We start from the raw sequence: 16,280 nt of genomic DNA, 5'->3' as shown, positions 1-16,280 counted from the left end.
CGTCAACCAGGCGGCCCGGAGGAGGTGTTCGGTACGTGGAGCCGGTCCCAGGTGACGCGGCCCGGGATGCCGTCCGCGTCCCTGCCGTGGAAGCCGAGCTTGCGCTGCCAGGAGGCGTAGGACTTGCGGTGGGCCTCGTTCCAGTCCGGGCCGGGGCCGTGCCGGTAGCGGCCGCAGCCCTCGGCCACCAGCCGTTCGCCCATCGCCGCGATCACCGGGCCGCGGGCCCCGGAACGGAAGAACTCGCGGCCGGGGAAGGGCTCGTAGGGCGGATGCCGGGGCATCGGCGGCACCGGTGACGGACGGACGTCACCGCCCCCGCCGGCTCCCTCGTCGCCTCCGCCGGGGAGGACGTTCCCCAGGCCCCTGGCGCCCGGGCCGGCGCCCTCGCCCTCGCCCGCGTCCGGCGTCGCCGGTCCCTCCGGGGCCGCGGCCAGGCGGGCCTTGATCCGGTCCCGGAGCGTGTCCATGGAGAAGCCGCGCGGGTCGATCTTCTCCCGCTGCCACTCCTTGTGGCCGATCACCGACCGTGCGCCCCAGCCGTGCGCCCGGCAGAGCGCCGCCGCGGCCTTCTCCACCGCCAGCAACTGGGCCTCGGGCCACGGGTCCTCACCGTCGCCGAGGTTGACGCACTCGAAGCCGTAGAAGTGGCGGTTGCCGTCGGTGTCGGAGAGCTCGGCCCTGGGGAGCCGCACCTCCTCGATGACGGCCTGGAGGACGTTGCGGTCGCCGAGACCGGCGTGGTTGGCGCGCCCGTTGCCGACGAGGTGGACCTCGCCGGACTTGTCGATGACCCCGTGGCACAGCGGGCCGGGCAGGTCCGGGCGCCCGTCGTAACAGAGGTTCACCGAGGCGCCGGTGCCCTCGGTGGCGGTGTGGTGGACGACCACCCCGTTCACCGGGCCCCAACCGCCCTTGGTGTTGCGGTTGTGCCGGCGCCAGTCGCGCACCTCGTGGACGACCAGGCCCTCCGCCCGCAGCGCGGCCAGGAGCCGGGTGCCGGTCAGGGGCGTGGCCATCAGTCCGCCACCCCCGTCTCGTCCGCCTCGGCCTCGGCCTCCGCCGTCGTCTGTGAGCGGGGGTGCGCCGGATCCGCCCCGGCCGACAGCGTGCCGTCGACATCACCGGAGTCCTGAGCCGGTGTCCCGTCCGGCCCCTCCGGCCCGCCCGCCGGGTCCGTCGCCGCGTCGTCAGCGGGCTGGACGGAGGCCGCCAGCGGCCGGAACGCGTACCGCAGGTCGGGCACGGCCTGTTCGCCGTGCACCCAGGCCAGCGGCGCGTGGTGGACGACGACGCCCAGGGGGTGCTGGAGCAGCGGGCGGCGCGCCGGGTCGGTGGGCCACTCGACGCCGCCGGTCGCGGTGCGGGCCGGGATCAGCCAGAAGTCGCCGGTGCGGTAGCTGCCGCCGGCCTCGAAGTACACCTCGACGCCGTCCTCCAGCGGCAGCCAGCCGCCCTCCTCGACCGGCACCGCACCGTGCCGGAGCCGGCCGGGCCCCTCGCCGCGGCGGACCGTCCGGTGGGGGCCGGGCTCCCGGTGGTCCCAGCGGCGCAGGAACGGGTGGAGTTCGGGCCGCCGGCCCACGCCCGGCGCCGGCTCACCGGAGAGCCGCACCCGGCGGCCGGGCAGGTCGACCTCCTCCACCCGCAGCAGCGGCGCCGCCTCGCCCCGGCTGCTGTACGCGGTGTCCACGAACTCGACGCGGTCCCCGACGTGGAGGGAGAGCTTGTCGTCGCCGCCCAGGGAGGCCAGCTCCACCCAGGTGCCGTCGAGCGCGTCGACGGGGAAGGCGGGGGAGGCGTTCTCCCGGGACCACTTGAAGGTGGCGGCCCCGGCGGTGCCGCCCTCGTGGACCTCGACGCGGTAGAGCTGGTTCTCCGGGCCACGGTAGCGGGCCTCCGGGGCGACCAGGCAGGGGTCGTCGTCGCCGTGGTCCGGGCGCCGGCTGCGGGCCGCCAGCCGGCAGGCCGGGGCGGCGGCCCTGCGCGCCCAGTCGGCGAAGGCGGTGCGGATCTCCTGGGCCGGCGGGTTGTCACCGTCCAGGCCCAGCTCGGACGCGGGCAGCGGCAGCACCTGCCACACCACCTTGGTGCGGGCCGCGGTGTCCGGCAGCGCGGCGCCCAGCGCCACCTCGCGCAGCGCCGGGTCCTCGGCCGCGGTGACCAGCCGCTCCCACACCTTGAGGTAGACCAGGTAGGGGAACTGGGAGGGGAGGCGGTCGCCGGGGCGTTCGGGGTCGCGGAAGCCGTCGGGCTGGCTCCAGTACGTCCAGGTCTCGTCGGCGGGGGCCGGGGCGTCCGCCTCCGCCGGGCCGGCCTCGCCCTCCTTGGCGGCGGGGGCCGCCGGCACCGGTGTGCCGGGCCGGGGGCGGGTGGCGTCGCACAGGATGCCGTCGACGTAATAGCGGCCGCCGCCGATGACCAGATCGTCCAACTCGTGCGGACCGCCCCGCAGTTCGATATGGAACCCGGTGGCGCCCTGCGGGCCGCCGTGCGGGCCGATCAGGTCGGCGGCCAGCGTGCGGGAGCCGAACAGCTGGATCGCGGTCTGCTCGTTGGCGTCGGCGTCCAGCTGGACCCGGCCCTGCTGCGCCACCACCGCGGAGTAGTGGCGCTCCGGCCGGTAGGTGATGCGGGAGAGGTCAGCGTGCATGGAAGGGGTCCCCCTCGTACGGAAGCTCGGACGGTCGGTGGTGGTGGGCTCTCGCGCGCGGCGGGTGTCCGGCGGGCGGACGACCGGGCGACGGCGGGCGGGCGGGGGTCATGTGACGAACACGATCCCCGCCTCGGTGCCCGCCGGGGTGTACTCCGCGAGCCGGGCCCGCAGGCTGTCCGTGCGCTGCGGGAGATAGAGGTCGTGGTACGCGCCGAGCTCGGCGCCGTCCTCCGCGCCGCGGGCGATCTCCTCGGGGCAGCCCGCCGCCAACTGCCCGTACCACGGCGATCCGTAGCGCTCGCCGCGCAGCAGCGGCCGGATGCGGGAGGCCTCCCCGCCGGGGCCCGCCGGGTCCGGTGGGCAGCGGTGGCGCCGCGGGGTGCGCGAGCCGGGCGGGAGGTAGCTGAAGCGGACGCAGCCCACCTGGCGCCGGGCCACCCGCACCAGGCCGGTGAAGAGGCTGTTCTCGGCGATCCGCACCGCGTGCACATGGACCTCGCCCAGGACCGTGGTCCGGTGCGCCGACAGCTGCGCATGAGCGTGCCGGCAGTCCGGCGCGGACAGCGCGGCGCGGTCGGTGCCGGTGGCGTCCAGGATGCTGTCGCGCAGATGGATCGGGAGCGGATCGGTGCCGACCTCGTCGCCGAGCACCTCGATGGTGCCGAGGATCGTACGGTCGATCTCCACGCAGGCCGTGGTGCGGTCCAGGACCAGGCTCGGCTCCTCGGGGGAGACGGGGTGGCACTCCGGCTCCAGCGACCAGCCGGGCACCAGGGTGCAGTGCCGCAGCACCAGGGAGCCCAGCGGGCCGGTGACGTTCACGCCGCGGCCGGTCACCAGCAGCCCGTCCAGCACCATCCGCGGGCGCTCGCCCGGCGCGCACCCGTCCGCCACGGCCCGCACGTTGAGCGCGTCCGGCCGGTTGCTGTACCAGTCCAGCAGCCGGATCACCGGGCGGGTGCCCTCCGCCGCGCGCAGCTGCAGCCGGTCGCCCGGCTCCAGATCGAAGTCCAACTGCTCCTGGTAGGCGCCGCTGTGGACGATCTCGATGACGCCGTCGGGGCCGCAGCGGCCGGAGCGCCGGTCGTGCTGCCAGGCCGCGTAGGCTTCCATGATCCGGCGGAACGGGGCGTCGGGGCCGACCCGGTAGACGGCGGCGTCCGGCGGGGTCACGGGCTCCCGGTGGTACTCGCCGCCGCCCAGGTCGTCCCCGAACCCGTAGTGGTAGTCCACCCAGATGCCCTGCCGCGGCGCCGAGCGGGTCCCGAACGCGATCCGTCCCAGCTCCGGGTCGACGGCGATCTGCCCGCGCCTGGGCCGGTAGCGCCAGCCGGTGAGATCCGCGACGACGATGTCGGCCAACGGGACCGGGTGGTCCTCGTCGTCCCGCCGGATCACGAAGCTCTTGCCCGGCCCGTAGTAGTCCGCGAGCCGGTCGTGCAGCAGACGGCGGGTGATCAGCGCCGGGACGTTGTCGACGGTGGCGAGGTGGGTCGCCGACGGCTCCGGCTCCGGGCGGGTCACCAGCGGGGTGTCGTTGCCGAGGATCGAGAAGGTGTAGAGGTTGCGGGCCCGGTCCAGGCAGTACGCCGGCGCGCGGGTCACCGGGTACGGCTTCAGCCGCCAGACGAACAGGCCGACCCCGGCGGGCGAGCAACTCCCTTGAGAATGCGCGGAGTTGGCGCGCCGTACGTCCACCGAGCGGGGGAGGGTGCAGAACGGTCCGCCGGCCAGGTCGAGTGCCGCGCCGTCGCGGACGTCCACCAGCCGGCCGCGCCCGCGCCGCCGCGCGTCCGCCGCCTCGGTGGCCGCCCCGTAGAGCCGCACCGGCTGCTGGTGCGCCACCAGCCGGGAGAACTCCACCGCCCGCGCCGGCCAGCCCGCCACCTCCTCGGACAGCTCCTCAAGGAGCGCCAGGGTGCCCTTGCGCCGCCGGTTGCCGACCGTGGCGGCCACATCGCGGCGCGGCGCCAGCGCCTGGGCCAGCCGCCGCCGCGAGGAGTCCGGCAGCCCGCCGTCGCGCAGCCCGGTGGCGAGCACCCGCTCGTAGCCGGGCAGCGGGCGGTAGCCCACCAGATCGCCCAGGTAGGGCAGCACCCACTCGGCGGCGGTCTCCACGAACCAGTCGTCGTACTGCTGGGCGACGCCGTCCCGGACCCGGTCCACCTGCTCGGCGATCACCGCCAGCAGGGCCCGCAGTGGCTCGCCCTGCTCGGCGTCGCGCAGCCGGTGCCACTGCGGGAGCAGCTCCGCGAGCCCGTCCGGCTCCCTGTTGGTGGTCATCGGGTCTCCTCGGTAAGGATCAGCGTGCCCGCGACGCGCGGGGCGAACAGCGCGAGCTGCGCCGGCCGGACGCCGCGGAAGACGCAGACCGCGCGGCCCTTGGGCAGCGGGCGGGTGTCGGTCAGGTCGGGGTTGAGGGCCAGCAGCGCGGCCAGGGACATGCCGTACTCGGCGGCGACGGAGGTCAGCGTCTGGCCGTCGTCCGCGGTGACCTCGTGGATCCGCTCGTCGAAGTGGGCGAGCCGGGCCGGTACGGACGCCCGCGGCGGGCCCGCCAATGTGTCTGCCAGCACGGCGAGTTCGGCCGCGGTGACGGACGCCGGGACGCCGGTGAAGGCGTCCACATCCACATAGTCCACCCCGGGCACCGCTTGGGCTGCGGCCAGCACCTCCGACAGCCGGGCCGGCTGCCCCAGCTCCCGGCCGTCATACCCCAGCCGCGCCAGCAGCGCCGCCCGGACCCGCGGCTCGACCAGCGGCCAGGCGTGGTCCGGGGCCACCTTGATCTTCGCCGCGCACAGCAGCAGCACCGGCTCCCGCACGTCGACCCGCACCGGCAGCCGCCCGTCGCCGTACTCCGCCAGCGAGGCCCGCAGCGCCCGCAGCACCTCCGCGTCCGGCGCGAGGGGGATGTCGTCCACCCCGGCCACCGTCACGTGCAGCACCTGCCGCCGCCCGTCGAACACCTCGCGGGCCGACGCCCGGCCGATACCCGCCCGGGAGCGCGCGAAGTCCTCGTAGTCGGCCGTCGACACCAGCCGGTCCAGGGCGGAGACCGCCAGCGGGACGGTGCGCCGGGTCAGCGCCGGGCCGTCCGCGTCCGCGCCGCCGGTGGCCGGCTGCGGATTGGTGACGGCGGTGACGCCCAGCGGACGGGTGACGGCCTGGGTGATCCGGTCCGCCGCGACGTTGGCGCCCCGGCCGGTGCCGAAGCGGTAGCGGGCCCGCACGTTGTCGTGGCCGGTCGGCAGCCGGGCGCCGTGCACCCCGTCCCCGAACATCACGGTCGTCCTGCCGTCCCCCGCGGTGCCGGTGACGTACACCCGCTCCTCGGGCCCCCGCCCGGCCAGGCTGTCCACCGGGTGCCAGCGCAGCCCGTCCACCCGGATCTCCAACTGCGGTACGGCGCCCAGGGGGGTGTCGGCCGGACGCCAGGTCAGCGGGGACTGCCACAGCGCGAAGGTCTGGTGGGTGCGCGCGGCGTCACCGCTGCCGATCGCCTCGTCGCGGCTCTCGCCGTGCGACGCCGGGACCACGTTGCCCTGGACCCGGACCGTCTCCCGCCGGTAGCGGTGGGCGAGGTTCTGGGTGAGGGCGAGCGTGGTGTGCACCCGGTCCCCGGGCAGCTCCGGATCGAGGGTCTGCGTCACCTCGGCGATCACCGCGAGTTCGGTGCCGCGCACCCCCCTCACTCCGGGGACGTCGGTCCGCTCGCCCGAGACGATCAGCCGGCGCCCCGGCCGCAACCCGTCGTACAGCTCGGCCAGCTCCAGCCGGTCGCCGTGCACGTCCTCGCCCACCGGCTCGTCCGCCTGCGTCAGTTCCTGGCCCGCGGCGTGCACGGTGGTGTCCCGGATCGCGTCCAGCGTCACATCGTGCTCGTCCAGCCACGGATCGGCCAGCGTCAGCAGGGTGCCGCGGCCGGTGATCCCGTACTGCGCGTGCACCGCGGTGCGGACCGCGGTGACCCGGGTGGTGACGAACGCCAGCTTCTTGTCGCCGGGGACGCCGTCCGGGCCGTCGGCGCCCTTGCGGGGCCGCTCGACGGCGACCCAGCTGCCGACCGTGATCCCGTCGTACACCGCGTCCAGCGCCAGCGCGTGCCGGTCGGCCGGCGTGGGCACCGTCGCGATCGCGATCTCCACACCGGGCGGCTCCCCGCCGGCCGCCACCCGCACCCGCACCTCGAACGCGCCGTCCGTGACCTGCCGGTGCTCGCCCGGCGCCAACTGCCAGGACTGCGCCGTGCCGCCCTCGACCGAGACGTGCACCCGCCCGTCCTCACCGGGCCGGGAGACGAACAGCGTCCGCTCCGGCAGCCCGGCCAGCAGCCGCGCGCTCACCCCGGCCTCCTGGGCGTCCGCGGAGCGCCGGCCCAGCCAGCCCACCTCGTGCTCGGGGGCCGTCCGGGACTGCAACTCGACCTGTCCCGGGCCCAGTTCGAAGCGGGTGTCGGCGGGCAGGTTCTCCGCCCGCTGCACCGAGTTCCCGGCCTCCACATGCTGGACCTCGGCCCGGACCAGGGTCTTCCCCGCGGTGTCGAACGCCACCCGCACCGTGGTCAGCGCCGCCCCGGTCAGCGGCCAGTCCGCGGTCCGGATGACCCGCCCGCGCTCGTCCTGGACGGGCTTGAGCGGGGCCGTCGCGCCGAACGGGGCGGCGGTGACCCGCATGGCCAGCAGGGCGCGCAGCAGCGGCCGGTCGGGCGCCGCGGCGGCGGACCGGCCCGGTGCCGCGACGCTCCGCCACGCCGGATAGAGGCCGTCGGCGACCCGCGGGTCCAGCGCGGCGAGCAGCCGCGCGCCCAGCTCCGCGCCGGCGCCGAACGCCTGCCCGGGGCCGCCGGCCGCCTCCCGGGCCGCGGACGGCGGACGGACGACCCGGGTGCGCAGCGCGGGCAGCACGGCGGCGAGCGCGGCCAGCGCCGCCGGAACCGGGGGAGCGGCGGCCGGGTCCTCCCCGGCGGCCACGGCCGCAACGCCGGGCGCGGTCTCCCCGGGCGCGGGATCCGCCACCGGCTCCCCGGCCAACCGGCTCGCGCGCCGCGCCAGTTCGCCGACGACCGCCTGCAGCTCTTCGAACCACGCGACGGCCTCCGGATACCCGGCCGCCACCGCCTGTGCCTCCGCCAGCCGCTCGTGCGGACCGGCCAGCCGCGCCACGAACGCCTCCGGAGTGGCGAGCGCGTCCAGGTCCTTGCGCAGCGGCGCCAGCACCTGCGCGTCGAAGTCGGCGACGAAGCGGCTGACCGGCCGCGGGTGGGGAGCCTGCGGCGAGGGCGGCGCGGGATAGTCGGGATCGTCCGGGTCCACCGACAGCGGGGGCTCGGTGATCCACGCCCGCAGCTCGGCGACCAGCTCCGGCAGCGACGCCGGCGCCGCCTTCGGCAGCCCAAGACCGGTCACGTCCTCCGTGCGGTCCACCCGCACCGACGCCACCGGCAGCAGCACCCGCTGCGCCCCGAAGTCGAACAGCAGCCGGTCCCCGACGGTCAGCCCCGTGGAGACCCCCGCGACCAGCAGCTCCGGGCGCGAGGTGAGGTCCTCGGCGGTCAGCAGCGCGGGCCGCCGCTGCCGCACCGTGAGCGTGTTCCACGCCCAGCGCGCCGTGAGGTCCTCGTCGGTCTCGAAGGTCTGCGACTCCTCGTCCGACCCGGCCGGCACGCTGTGGCTGCGCGCCCCGCGCGGGATGACCACCGGCAGGTCCCCGGCCCGCGGATCGCGGTCCAGGGTGTAGGCGAGATGGGTGCCGGCGGCGACCCCGGGCCGCGGCCGGTGCCCCACCAGCCGGCCCAGCAGCGCCAGCGAACGGTGCTCGTTCGCGGTCCGCAGATACCCCTCGTCGGCGATCCGCTCACCGTGGAACGTCAGCAGGTCGCCGAGGACGGCCCAGGCGTCCAGCAGCCCGATGGACGGGTCGTCGGGGGTGCGGACGGTCAGTCCGCGCAGCGCCGGATAGGCCGGCGACGCCAGCCGGTCCAGCATCGCCGCCAGGAACGAGGCGTGCTCCCCGACGCGGCGGTTCAGGGCGGCACGGCCCGGTGGGTTGTAGGGCGCGGGATCCGCCCGGCGCTCGTCGTGCCCGCCGCCGCCCCCGTCGCAGCCGCAGCTCTCGTGCTCCGTCATCGCCCACCCCCGAACTCGATGACCAGCCGGCCGTTCTCCGGCCGGTCCGGGTCGTTGTCACAGCGGGCGATCTCCAGCGGCCCCAGCCGCAGCACCCCCGCCTCCCGTTCCCCCCGGTCCTCGTGGAACATCCGGCGCAGCCGGTCCACGACCACGCTCCGCACGCCCGGCACCGCCGCGGCCACCGCGACCAGCCGGCTCAGCCGGACCGGCTCCCCGAACGTCAGCGCGTCCGGATGGAAGAAGCCCAGCCGCCCGCCGGGCAGCGCCCGGCGGCCCAGCACCCGGTACAGCTCGGCCAGGATCTGCCCGTGCTGGTGCCCCGGCTCCGCGCACACCGTCAGCGCGACGTCCGCCGGCACCCACCGCGCCGGCCGCACCACCAGGTCGTGCCCGATCCTGCGGTAGCCCTCCAGCGCCTGACCGACGGCGTCCAGCAGGGCCGGGGAGGGCTCCTCGGTCCCGTACGCGTCCACGGCGACATGCGCCTCCTGGACGCTGCCGGTCCACCGGATCTCGGCCGCGGCCCGCTGGACGCCCGGCAGTTGACCGGCGAGCGCCGCGTAGTCCTGTGCGGTGACCGCCCGCAGCCGGGTCCGCCGCAGATCCAGCGGCGCCAGCTGCCGCACCTGCTCCAGCGGTTCCGGCTCCGTGCCGCCCACCGCGGGCAGCGGATTGCGGACCCCGGCAATCGAGGGGGGCACCTCCCGCGCGAGCGAAGTCGAGCGTGGGGGAGCGTCGGCGGCCTCGGACTCCTCCGGGGCGCGCCGCAGCACCAGGTGTCCGATCGCCTCGGCGCCGACGTTGCCGGCCGTGCCGCCGCCGATCCGGTAGTGGGCGGTGAGCTGGCTGCCGGGCGCCGGCCGGGCCCCGTGGCGCCCGTCGCCGAACCGCAGCGCCAGCCGCCCGTCGTCCCTCAGCTCACCTACCAGATGCCGGTCGCGCGGGCCGCTGCCGAGCAGGTCACGGCGCGGCAACCACGCGACGCACGCCGCCTCGCCGTCCTCCTCGCCGTCCGGCCGCTCTTCCAGGAGGCGGAGCGCCGGCAGGGCCTCCCGCGGGTCCTGGAGGACGGCGGCGGCCGGACCGTGCAGCACCGGCTCGTCCGGATGCAGCCCGGCGGCGTACGCCGCACCCCAGGTCTGCGCGACCTCCCACGCCGTCCGCCCGTCCAGCACCGTCCCGGCCCGCGCCCGCGCCGCCAGCACCGCCAGCCGGCGCAACTTGCCGTCCAGCAGCTGCGGGCTGCGGTGCAGCAACTCCCGCAGCGCTCGCGCCGGATGCCGGGCCAGCTCCAGGGCCTCCAGCAGCTCCAGGCCGAACAGCACGGTCAGCTCGGCGACCTCCGCGCGGTCCAGACCGTCCCGGTCCCGGGCGCTGCGCCACAGCTCCACCAGCCGCTCCCGCACCCGCTCCGGGATCGCCGCCAGCCGCTCCGCCTGCCCGGCCGCGACATGCCGCGGCTGCGGGAACGGCACCGCCCACACGACCGGCGAGCGGCCCAGCACCGGTCGGAACCGCGGCGCGATCCCCGGATACACCGACTGCGCCAGCAGCGTGCGCACCGCCGCGGCCTGCGCGTACGCCGTCCCCGGCACCACCCGCTCGGTACGCAGCCCGGCCGACTCCAGCCCGATCCCGGCCCGCTCGGCGGCCTCCTCGCCCACCGCCGTGAACAGCCGCCGGACGTCGTCGGGCGTCAGCTCCCGCCCGTCCTCGGCCCGCTCGATCAGATCGCCGAGCAGCTGCGCGACCGCGTTGCCGCCGTGCCCGCCGTCCGGGCAGCCGAACGCCGGCGGCCCGCAGGACGGCAGGATCGCGGGGACCGGCGGCACGGTGAGGACCTCGGGCGGGTGCCCCTCGCCGCCGTCCAGCGACCGCCCGTGGTCCACCAGCACCACATTGCCGCGCGCCACGCTCACGTCCTCGACGGGCGCGCAGTCCCGCCCGCCCCGGGTGGACAGCCGCAGCGGGAACGCCAGCGCGTCCGCCGCCGCCCAGGTGACCTCCAGCACGGGCTGCCCGGCGAGGTGGTCGACGGCCGGGGTGACCGAGGTCAGCCGCACCACCTGCCGGTGCGCCGGGTCCTGGTCGCCGGGCGTCCCGGTCCGCGGTCCCCGCACCTCCTCGAAGAGCAGCAGATCGCCGGGCGCGAACGCCAACTCCCGTGCGCCGCCCTCCTCGCCGGCCCACCCGTCGGCCAGGGTGGCGGCGGTCGCCCCCTTGGGCAGCCCGCACACCTCCCCGCCCCAGGTCCACAGCCGGACCGTGTTGTGCCGGGGCCGCAGTTCCAGCGGCGCGTCCCGCACCACCGGCTCGAACACCTCCAGCGACCCGCGCTCGGCCAACGCCGCCAGCTCCGCGTCGTCGATCACCGAGCCGAGCCGCGGCCGGTCCCGCGGCCCGTCCCCGCGGTGGTCGACGGCGGCGAAGCGGAACGAGCCCGGCAGCAGCGTCAGCGGCGCCACCACCTCCACCGTCACGAACGCCCGCGCCGTGCACCCGTCGTGCATCGGATAGTCGATCAGCCGCACATGCCGCCGCACCGACGTCCGCAGCCGCGCGGTGTCCAGATACGCCTCGGTCGCCACCGCGTCCTGCTGGTAGCTGATCTGGTCCGCGGTGTACGCGAGCAGCTCGACCAGCGTCGTGCCGAGGTCGGCGGGGTTGCGCTCCAGCCACTCCGGGGCGGTCAGCCGCAGCCGGTCCAAGGCGACCTGCCGGAGCGTGCCGTAGTCCCGGGCGGTGTAGTCGATGACGGGCGCGGCCGCCCGGGAGGCGCCCGCGTCGCCGCCGTCCCCGTTCTCGTCCCCGTCCACGCAGTCGAACGGCGTCGGGCAGTTCGGCCGGAACGAGAACTCCGCCGAGAAGTACCGCTGGTCGAAGCCGGGAAACGGCTCGGTGCCCGGCCGCCCGTACGGGTCGGTCTCCACCACCGACAGCCGGTAGGCGGAGAAGTCGCCGGCCCGGTCCAGCAGCACCACCAGCCGGTCGTCCAGCTCGGGGTCCTCCTCCCGCTCGACGGTGATCTCCAGCACCTCGATGCCGGTGATCCGCCGCCCGCCGTCGATCCGCACGTTCTCCGGGCGCAGCCCGTGCGGCGCCTTGCCGAGGAAGGTGACGGTCAGCGTCCGCCCGTCCTCGGAGACCTCCACCGCGTCCACGCCGTTGCGCCGCGCCTGCCGTATCCGCTCCCGCCGGCTCACCCCGGCCGCCCGCATACCGCCGCTCCTCACTGCGCCCCCCGCCCCTCGAACACCTCGTCGCGGCGGCCGGCGGTGGCGCGCACCACGTACCGCAGGTACACCCGCACCACGTTCTCCTCGCTCACCACGTCCAGCGACTCCACCTCGATCAGCTCCCCGAGCCAGCGCTGGAGGGACGCCTGCACGGACAGTTCGAGCGCCGAGGCCAGCTCCGGGCTGTTCGGCGTGAAGACCAGATCCAGCAGCCCGCACCCGAAGTCCGGCCGCATCACCCGCTCGCCCGGACTGGTGAACAGCAACTGCTCGATCAGATCCCGCACATGGGCGTCGTAGCGCGCATGCGCGGTACGCCCCCGGCGGTCCACGCGGTACGGAAACGCCAGGTCCGTCCGCCGTACGTGCTGTGCTGCCGCCCTCACCGGCACGCCACCCCCTCCGAGCCGCCCGGCCGTCCCCGGCCGGCGCACGCGATCACCGGCGGGCCCTGCGGCACCAGCCCGGCGCTGAAACACATCCCCGTCGTCGTCTCCAGCAGCACCGGCACCCCGTCGACGCACACCTGCCCTTCCCCGCCGCCGTCCGGCAGGAACCGCACACCCGTACAGGGCTGCGGACGGCCCGCCACCACATGCGTGCACCCGCTGACGGTGAACGGATCCCCGGCGGTCGCCACCGCCGCTCCGTCGATCCGCACCGCCTCCGCGCCGCCGCCCCCGGCCGGGACCGGCACCACCAGCCCTCCGTGCGGACACCCCATGACGACCCCGCCGTGGAGCACGTTTCCGCTCGCCATCCGCCTGCCTCCCCCGTCCCCGTCAGTGCTTCCGCGGCACGGTCAACCGGCCGTCGTTGAGGTCGACCTGCTCACCGGACAGGGAGATCGACGCCCCGTGCCCGTTGTTGATGTGGACCCCCGTGGCATCGATCCGCACATACGCCCCGCCCGGCGCCTCCAGCACAATCCCCTCGGTCGGCACGTCCGACAGCACGATCTTGTGTTTCCCGGGCGTCTGGATCACCACCGGATGCGAAATCGCCGGATCCTTCTGCGCGTCCTCCGGCAGCTCCTCCCGCCGCCCGTACCAACACCCCACCCACACCGGGAAGCTGGGGTCGCCCTGCTCGAACTCCACCCACACCCCGGCCCCGACCGACGGCACCACCACCTGCCCCGCCTGCGGACCCGTGAACGGGAAACACGGCAGCGCCCAGGTCGACACCTCGTCGCCCAACACGTCCGGGACCTGGACCCTCAACCGCCCGACCCCCATCGGGTCGTCGTTCGCCGCCACCCGGCCCCGGAATTTGCCGAGAAAGCGGTTGTTCGGTGCAGCAGCCATGCGTGGCTTCTCTCCTTACGGTCCCCGCGTACGTGTGACGCGCGACGGGTGCGGATACGGCCTAGGGCCGGACGGTGCCGCTGCGGGCGATCAGCCCCTCCCTCGACAACGTGAAGTTCTGGAGGTACGAACCGAGCCGCAGATTGTGCGTGACGGTCTTGACGTAGTAATCGCCGTCATACGTGACGCCGGCGCCCCGCACCCCCACCAACTCCCGCGGCCGGAGCACATATCCGTGCCGCGTCACATCCAGCGAACCGGACCCCGAAATTGCGTCCGCACTGGTGGCGGCGCGCCCCAGCGCCTCCGCCTTCGCCAGCCCCTCATCCATCTTCGCCGTCCCGCTCAGCGTCTTCCGCTTGAGCGCCGGTGACCCGCGCAGCCCCAACGGGGGCCGCAGCGGACTGATATCGGGCTGCGCCAACAGCGGCGCCTGCCGCGTCACCGGATCCTGCACCCGCGCCTGCGGTTCCTCCCGCGCCGTCCCGTCGTACGCGAACGTCAGCTGGTCCACCGTCGAATTCGCGTCCATGTTCACGTTCAGCGCGTGCTGCCGCTGCCCCAGCCGCTGCTCCGGCCCCCAGAACGCCGTCGACCGCCCCGGCACGGGACCGGGCTCCAGATAAAAGGTGTAGCCATTGGCCCGCGCCAACTCGTTCACATACTGCAGATCCGTCCCCGTCTGGTAATCGACGCGCACCTGCTCCCGCGGCGGCTGCGGAATCTGCTCCCGGATGATCCGCGCATCGATCCCGTAATCGGCGTACTTTCCCAAAATCCGCTCCACCCGCTGCGACGGCGCGAGATTCGGATAGCGGTCCGTCCGCTCCTCCAGATCCATCAGCAACGTCAGATCCTCGCCGGTGAGGGTCAGCGTGCTCTGCCCGGGATGATTGCTGCTCCCCACCTCCTGCCGCACGATCACCCCGTCCAGCAACACCACCGGCGTCCCCTTGACCGCCACGGTGAGAATGACCCGCGTCTTCGGATCGAAGAACCCCTCCGGCAGCAACCGCTCGACGATCGCCCCCTTCTTCGTCAGGTCGAACGCCAGCTGAAATCCGCTCCGTTCCCCCGCGGTACTGGTGATCTGCGCCGACAACAGTGCCTCCACCACCTCCTGAGGAACCAGCCGGGCCAGCTTCGGCCCCATGTACAGCGAGACATGAATGGGCCCCCGCCCGACCGGCTCGTCCCCCTCAGCCACGTCCCACCCCCGGCCCGCCGAGCCCGCCGCTGAACCCGCCGGGCAACGGCACGGCGATCTCCACACCGGGCTCGGCCGTCAATTCCTGTGGCTCCCCTACCGGATTGGCATCGGCAATCCGCCACCACTGCCCCGGATCCCCGAAATACCGCTGCCCCAACTGATCCGGCCGCTCCCCACTGCTGACGACATGCGGCACGGCTTCCTCACCCGCCTCCGCGAGCGGCGGCAGCAACCGCCGCTTCGCATACCGCACTTCGGTCCCATCGGGCTGCACATGCACCCCGATACCGATCCCCGCATACCGGCTGCTCCGCGGATACGGATGCGCCCCGGGCACATCGTCCAACGCGCTCTCGTACGGCTCGATGCCCACGCCTCAGATCCCCCTCCCCAGCCCCAACTGCGCCAACGAACCGCCCCGCGCCCGCCGCGCCAACTGCTCCTTCTGCGCCAGATGCGCGAGATACAGCGCGGCCCCGGGATGCCCGGCCGGCAAATCACTCACCGTCAACACCTTCATTCCGACGCTGAGCGAGGCCCGGATCGGATTGAGATTCACATCGAATGCCGACTCATTGACCGACAACTCCGTCAGCCGCACCGGCATCACGCGCTTGCTGCCCCACGTGAACAGCGTCAACGGCATCTCGATGGGACTGATCTCGATCGTCCCCTTCTTGGTCAGCTTCGACGCCGCCAGCAACTGCGCGGTCGTCGGCTGCACCAGCATCTCCAACACCGCGAGCTCGGGATGGATCCCCTCCGGCGCCGCGACATCCAGCTGATCGGTGGCATCGATCTCCGCGGTGAACTTCCAGGTCTCCTGGGCGGGACCTTTGAGGCGGAGAGCCTCGTTCCGATCCCCTCCACTCCCGCCTCCACCGCCCCCGGCATCCCCTTCCCCACCGGCCGCCTGCGGCGCCACCTGCCGCTCCAGCGTGTCGGGGTTGAACTGCAACACGATGATGCGCTGCGGGATGCTGAGGTCGGGGTCGACGACGACTATTCCGGAACGGATGGGTTTGGGGATGTCGGCGTAGCGGGTCATGGTTCCCTCTCCTCGAAGTAGGCCGTTCCTCAGGTGGTGAGCTGTTCGCGAATGCCGTGATCTATGCGGTGAATCAGTTTCGAATCCGGTCGCGGAAGATGGCCAGTGCTTCGCGGGCGTCGGTGCGGACAGCCTCATCCAGATCGTGCCGGCTGACATATTCCAGCAGGGGATCGAGTTGCGCCCACGGCATGATGGATGAGGCGAGCAGGGCGACGCGACGTACCGCTGGTTCCGGATCGTTCAACGCCCAACGAACCATGGCGAAAATTTCTGGATCGAACTCTTCGGAGCTCTGCATTGCCAGCATCCGCAGCGAGTCCATGACGGCAAGTGTGTCCCGCTCACCGGTCACGAGACCGGCCAGGGAAGCCGAGGTGTGTACCTCTACGTGGTTCCGGATGTCGGAGACGGCTTGCGCGCGGGATTCACCCTCGACGGCGATGTAGTGAACCCGGAACGCATCGTCCTCGATCCAGTGGACGGCGGTGCGGTAATCACCGAGCGCCCAGACTTCCTCATGGGGCTGAGCGTTGTCCGAGGGGCCCAGATCTACCGGTATCCAGTTCAGCTGATCGGCCAGACGGTGCATCCGTTCCCGGTCGAACGGATTTTTCGGGATGAGTTTCGTGAGTTGTGTCAACGAGCTTCCTTCGGTGTGATGCATGACTGATGTGCGTACGTTTCGTCAA

Annotated in this window: 12 protein-coding genes; all 12 read right to left on the bottom strand. The window is 74.3% G+C overall.

The genetic code is table 11. The annotated features are described in order from the left end of the window. Positions 1 to 2: 2 nt before the first annotated feature. The 12 genes from ABT345_RS08975 to ABT345_RS08920 all read right to left on the bottom strand — a co-directional run bounded on the left by ABT345_RS08975 (position 3) and on the right by ABT345_RS08920 (position 16,255). Positions 3 to 1,019, bottom strand: a complete 1,017-nt coding sequence (locus ABT345_RS08975; RefSeq protein ID WP_345087653.1) for a peptidoglycan-binding protein — start codon at positions 1,017 to 1,019, stop codon at positions 3 to 5. Beyond that, complete coding sequence (locus ABT345_RS08970) at positions 1,019 to 2,653, bottom strand: DUF6519 domain-containing protein (protein ID WP_345087651.1); 1,635 nt, start codon at positions 2,651 to 2,653, stop codon at positions 1,019 to 1,021. The genes ABT345_RS08975 and ABT345_RS08970 overlap by 1 nt, the downstream gene beginning before the upstream one ends. Positions 2,654 to 2,761: 108 nt before the next feature. After that, the gene (locus ABT345_RS08965) at positions 2,762 to 4,939 is read right to left on the bottom strand and encodes a hypothetical protein (RefSeq protein WP_345087649.1); all 2,178 of its coding nucleotides are present in this window, start codon (positions 4,937 to 4,939) and stop codon (positions 2,762 to 2,764) included. Further along, entirely contained in the window at positions 4,936 to 8,784 is a 3,849-nt protein-coding gene (locus ABT345_RS08960) for a putative baseplate assembly protein (RefSeq protein WP_345087647.1), read from the bottom strand. The genes ABT345_RS08965 and ABT345_RS08960 overlap by 4 nt, the downstream gene beginning before the upstream one ends. After that, on the bottom strand, positions 8,781 to 12,005 hold the full coding sequence (locus tag ABT345_RS08955) for a putative baseplate assembly protein (protein ID WP_345087645.1): 3,225 nt from the start codon (positions 12,003 to 12,005) through the stop codon (positions 8,781 to 8,783). Before ABT345_RS08955 ends, ABT345_RS08960 begins: the two co-directional genes overlap by 4 nt. 11 nt (positions 12,006 to 12,016) lie before the next feature. Continuing rightward, positions 12,017 to 12,409, bottom strand: coding sequence for a GPW/gp25 family protein (locus ABT345_RS08950; protein ID WP_345087643.1), 393 nt, complete (start codon positions 12,407 to 12,409; stop codon positions 12,017 to 12,019). Continuing rightward, a complete protein-coding gene (locus ABT345_RS08945) occupies positions 12,406 to 12,783 on the bottom strand; it encodes a hypothetical protein (RefSeq protein WP_345087641.1) in 378 nt (125 codons plus the stop codon). The genes ABT345_RS08950 and ABT345_RS08945 overlap by 4 nt, the downstream gene beginning before the upstream one ends. Positions 12,784 to 12,805: 22 nt before the next feature. Next, entirely contained in the window at positions 12,806 to 13,330 is a 525-nt protein-coding gene (locus ABT345_RS08940; protein ID WP_345087640.1) for a phage baseplate assembly protein V, read from the bottom strand. A 61-nt stretch (positions 13,331 to 13,391) separates the two neighbouring features. Continuing rightward, on the bottom strand, positions 13,392 to 14,483 hold the full coding sequence (locus ABT345_RS08935) for a hypothetical protein (protein WP_345088149.1): 1,092 nt from the start codon (positions 14,481 to 14,483) through the stop codon (positions 13,392 to 13,394). Positions 14,484 to 14,529: 46 nt separating this feature from the next. Beyond that, positions 14,530 to 14,913: a LysM peptidoglycan-binding domain-containing protein gene (locus tag ABT345_RS08930; protein ID WP_345087638.1), complete on the bottom strand. Its 384-nt coding sequence runs from the start codon at positions 14,911 to 14,913 to the stop codon at positions 14,530 to 14,532. A gap of 3 nt (positions 14,914 to 14,916) precedes the next feature. Next, complete coding sequence (locus ABT345_RS08925) at positions 14,917 to 15,588, bottom strand: hypothetical protein (RefSeq protein ID WP_345087636.1); 672 nt, start codon at positions 15,586 to 15,588, stop codon at positions 14,917 to 14,919. A 73-nt stretch (positions 15,589 to 15,661) separates the two neighbouring features. Next, positions 15,662 to 16,255, bottom strand: coding sequence for a HEAT repeat domain-containing protein (locus ABT345_RS08920; protein WP_345087634.1), 594 nt, complete (start codon positions 16,253 to 16,255; stop codon positions 15,662 to 15,664). Between the last annotated feature and the right edge of the window lie 25 nt (positions 16,256 to 16,280).

Source organism: Streptomyces sp. NPDC000404 (assembly GCF_040300365.1).
Taxonomy (GTDB): Bacteria; Actinomycetota; Actinomycetes; order Streptomycetales; family Streptomycetaceae; genus Streptomyces; species Streptomyces ramulosus.
The sequence above is the reverse complement of the archived record's forward strand: the minus strand, read 5'-3'. Positions and strand labels throughout refer to the sequence as shown.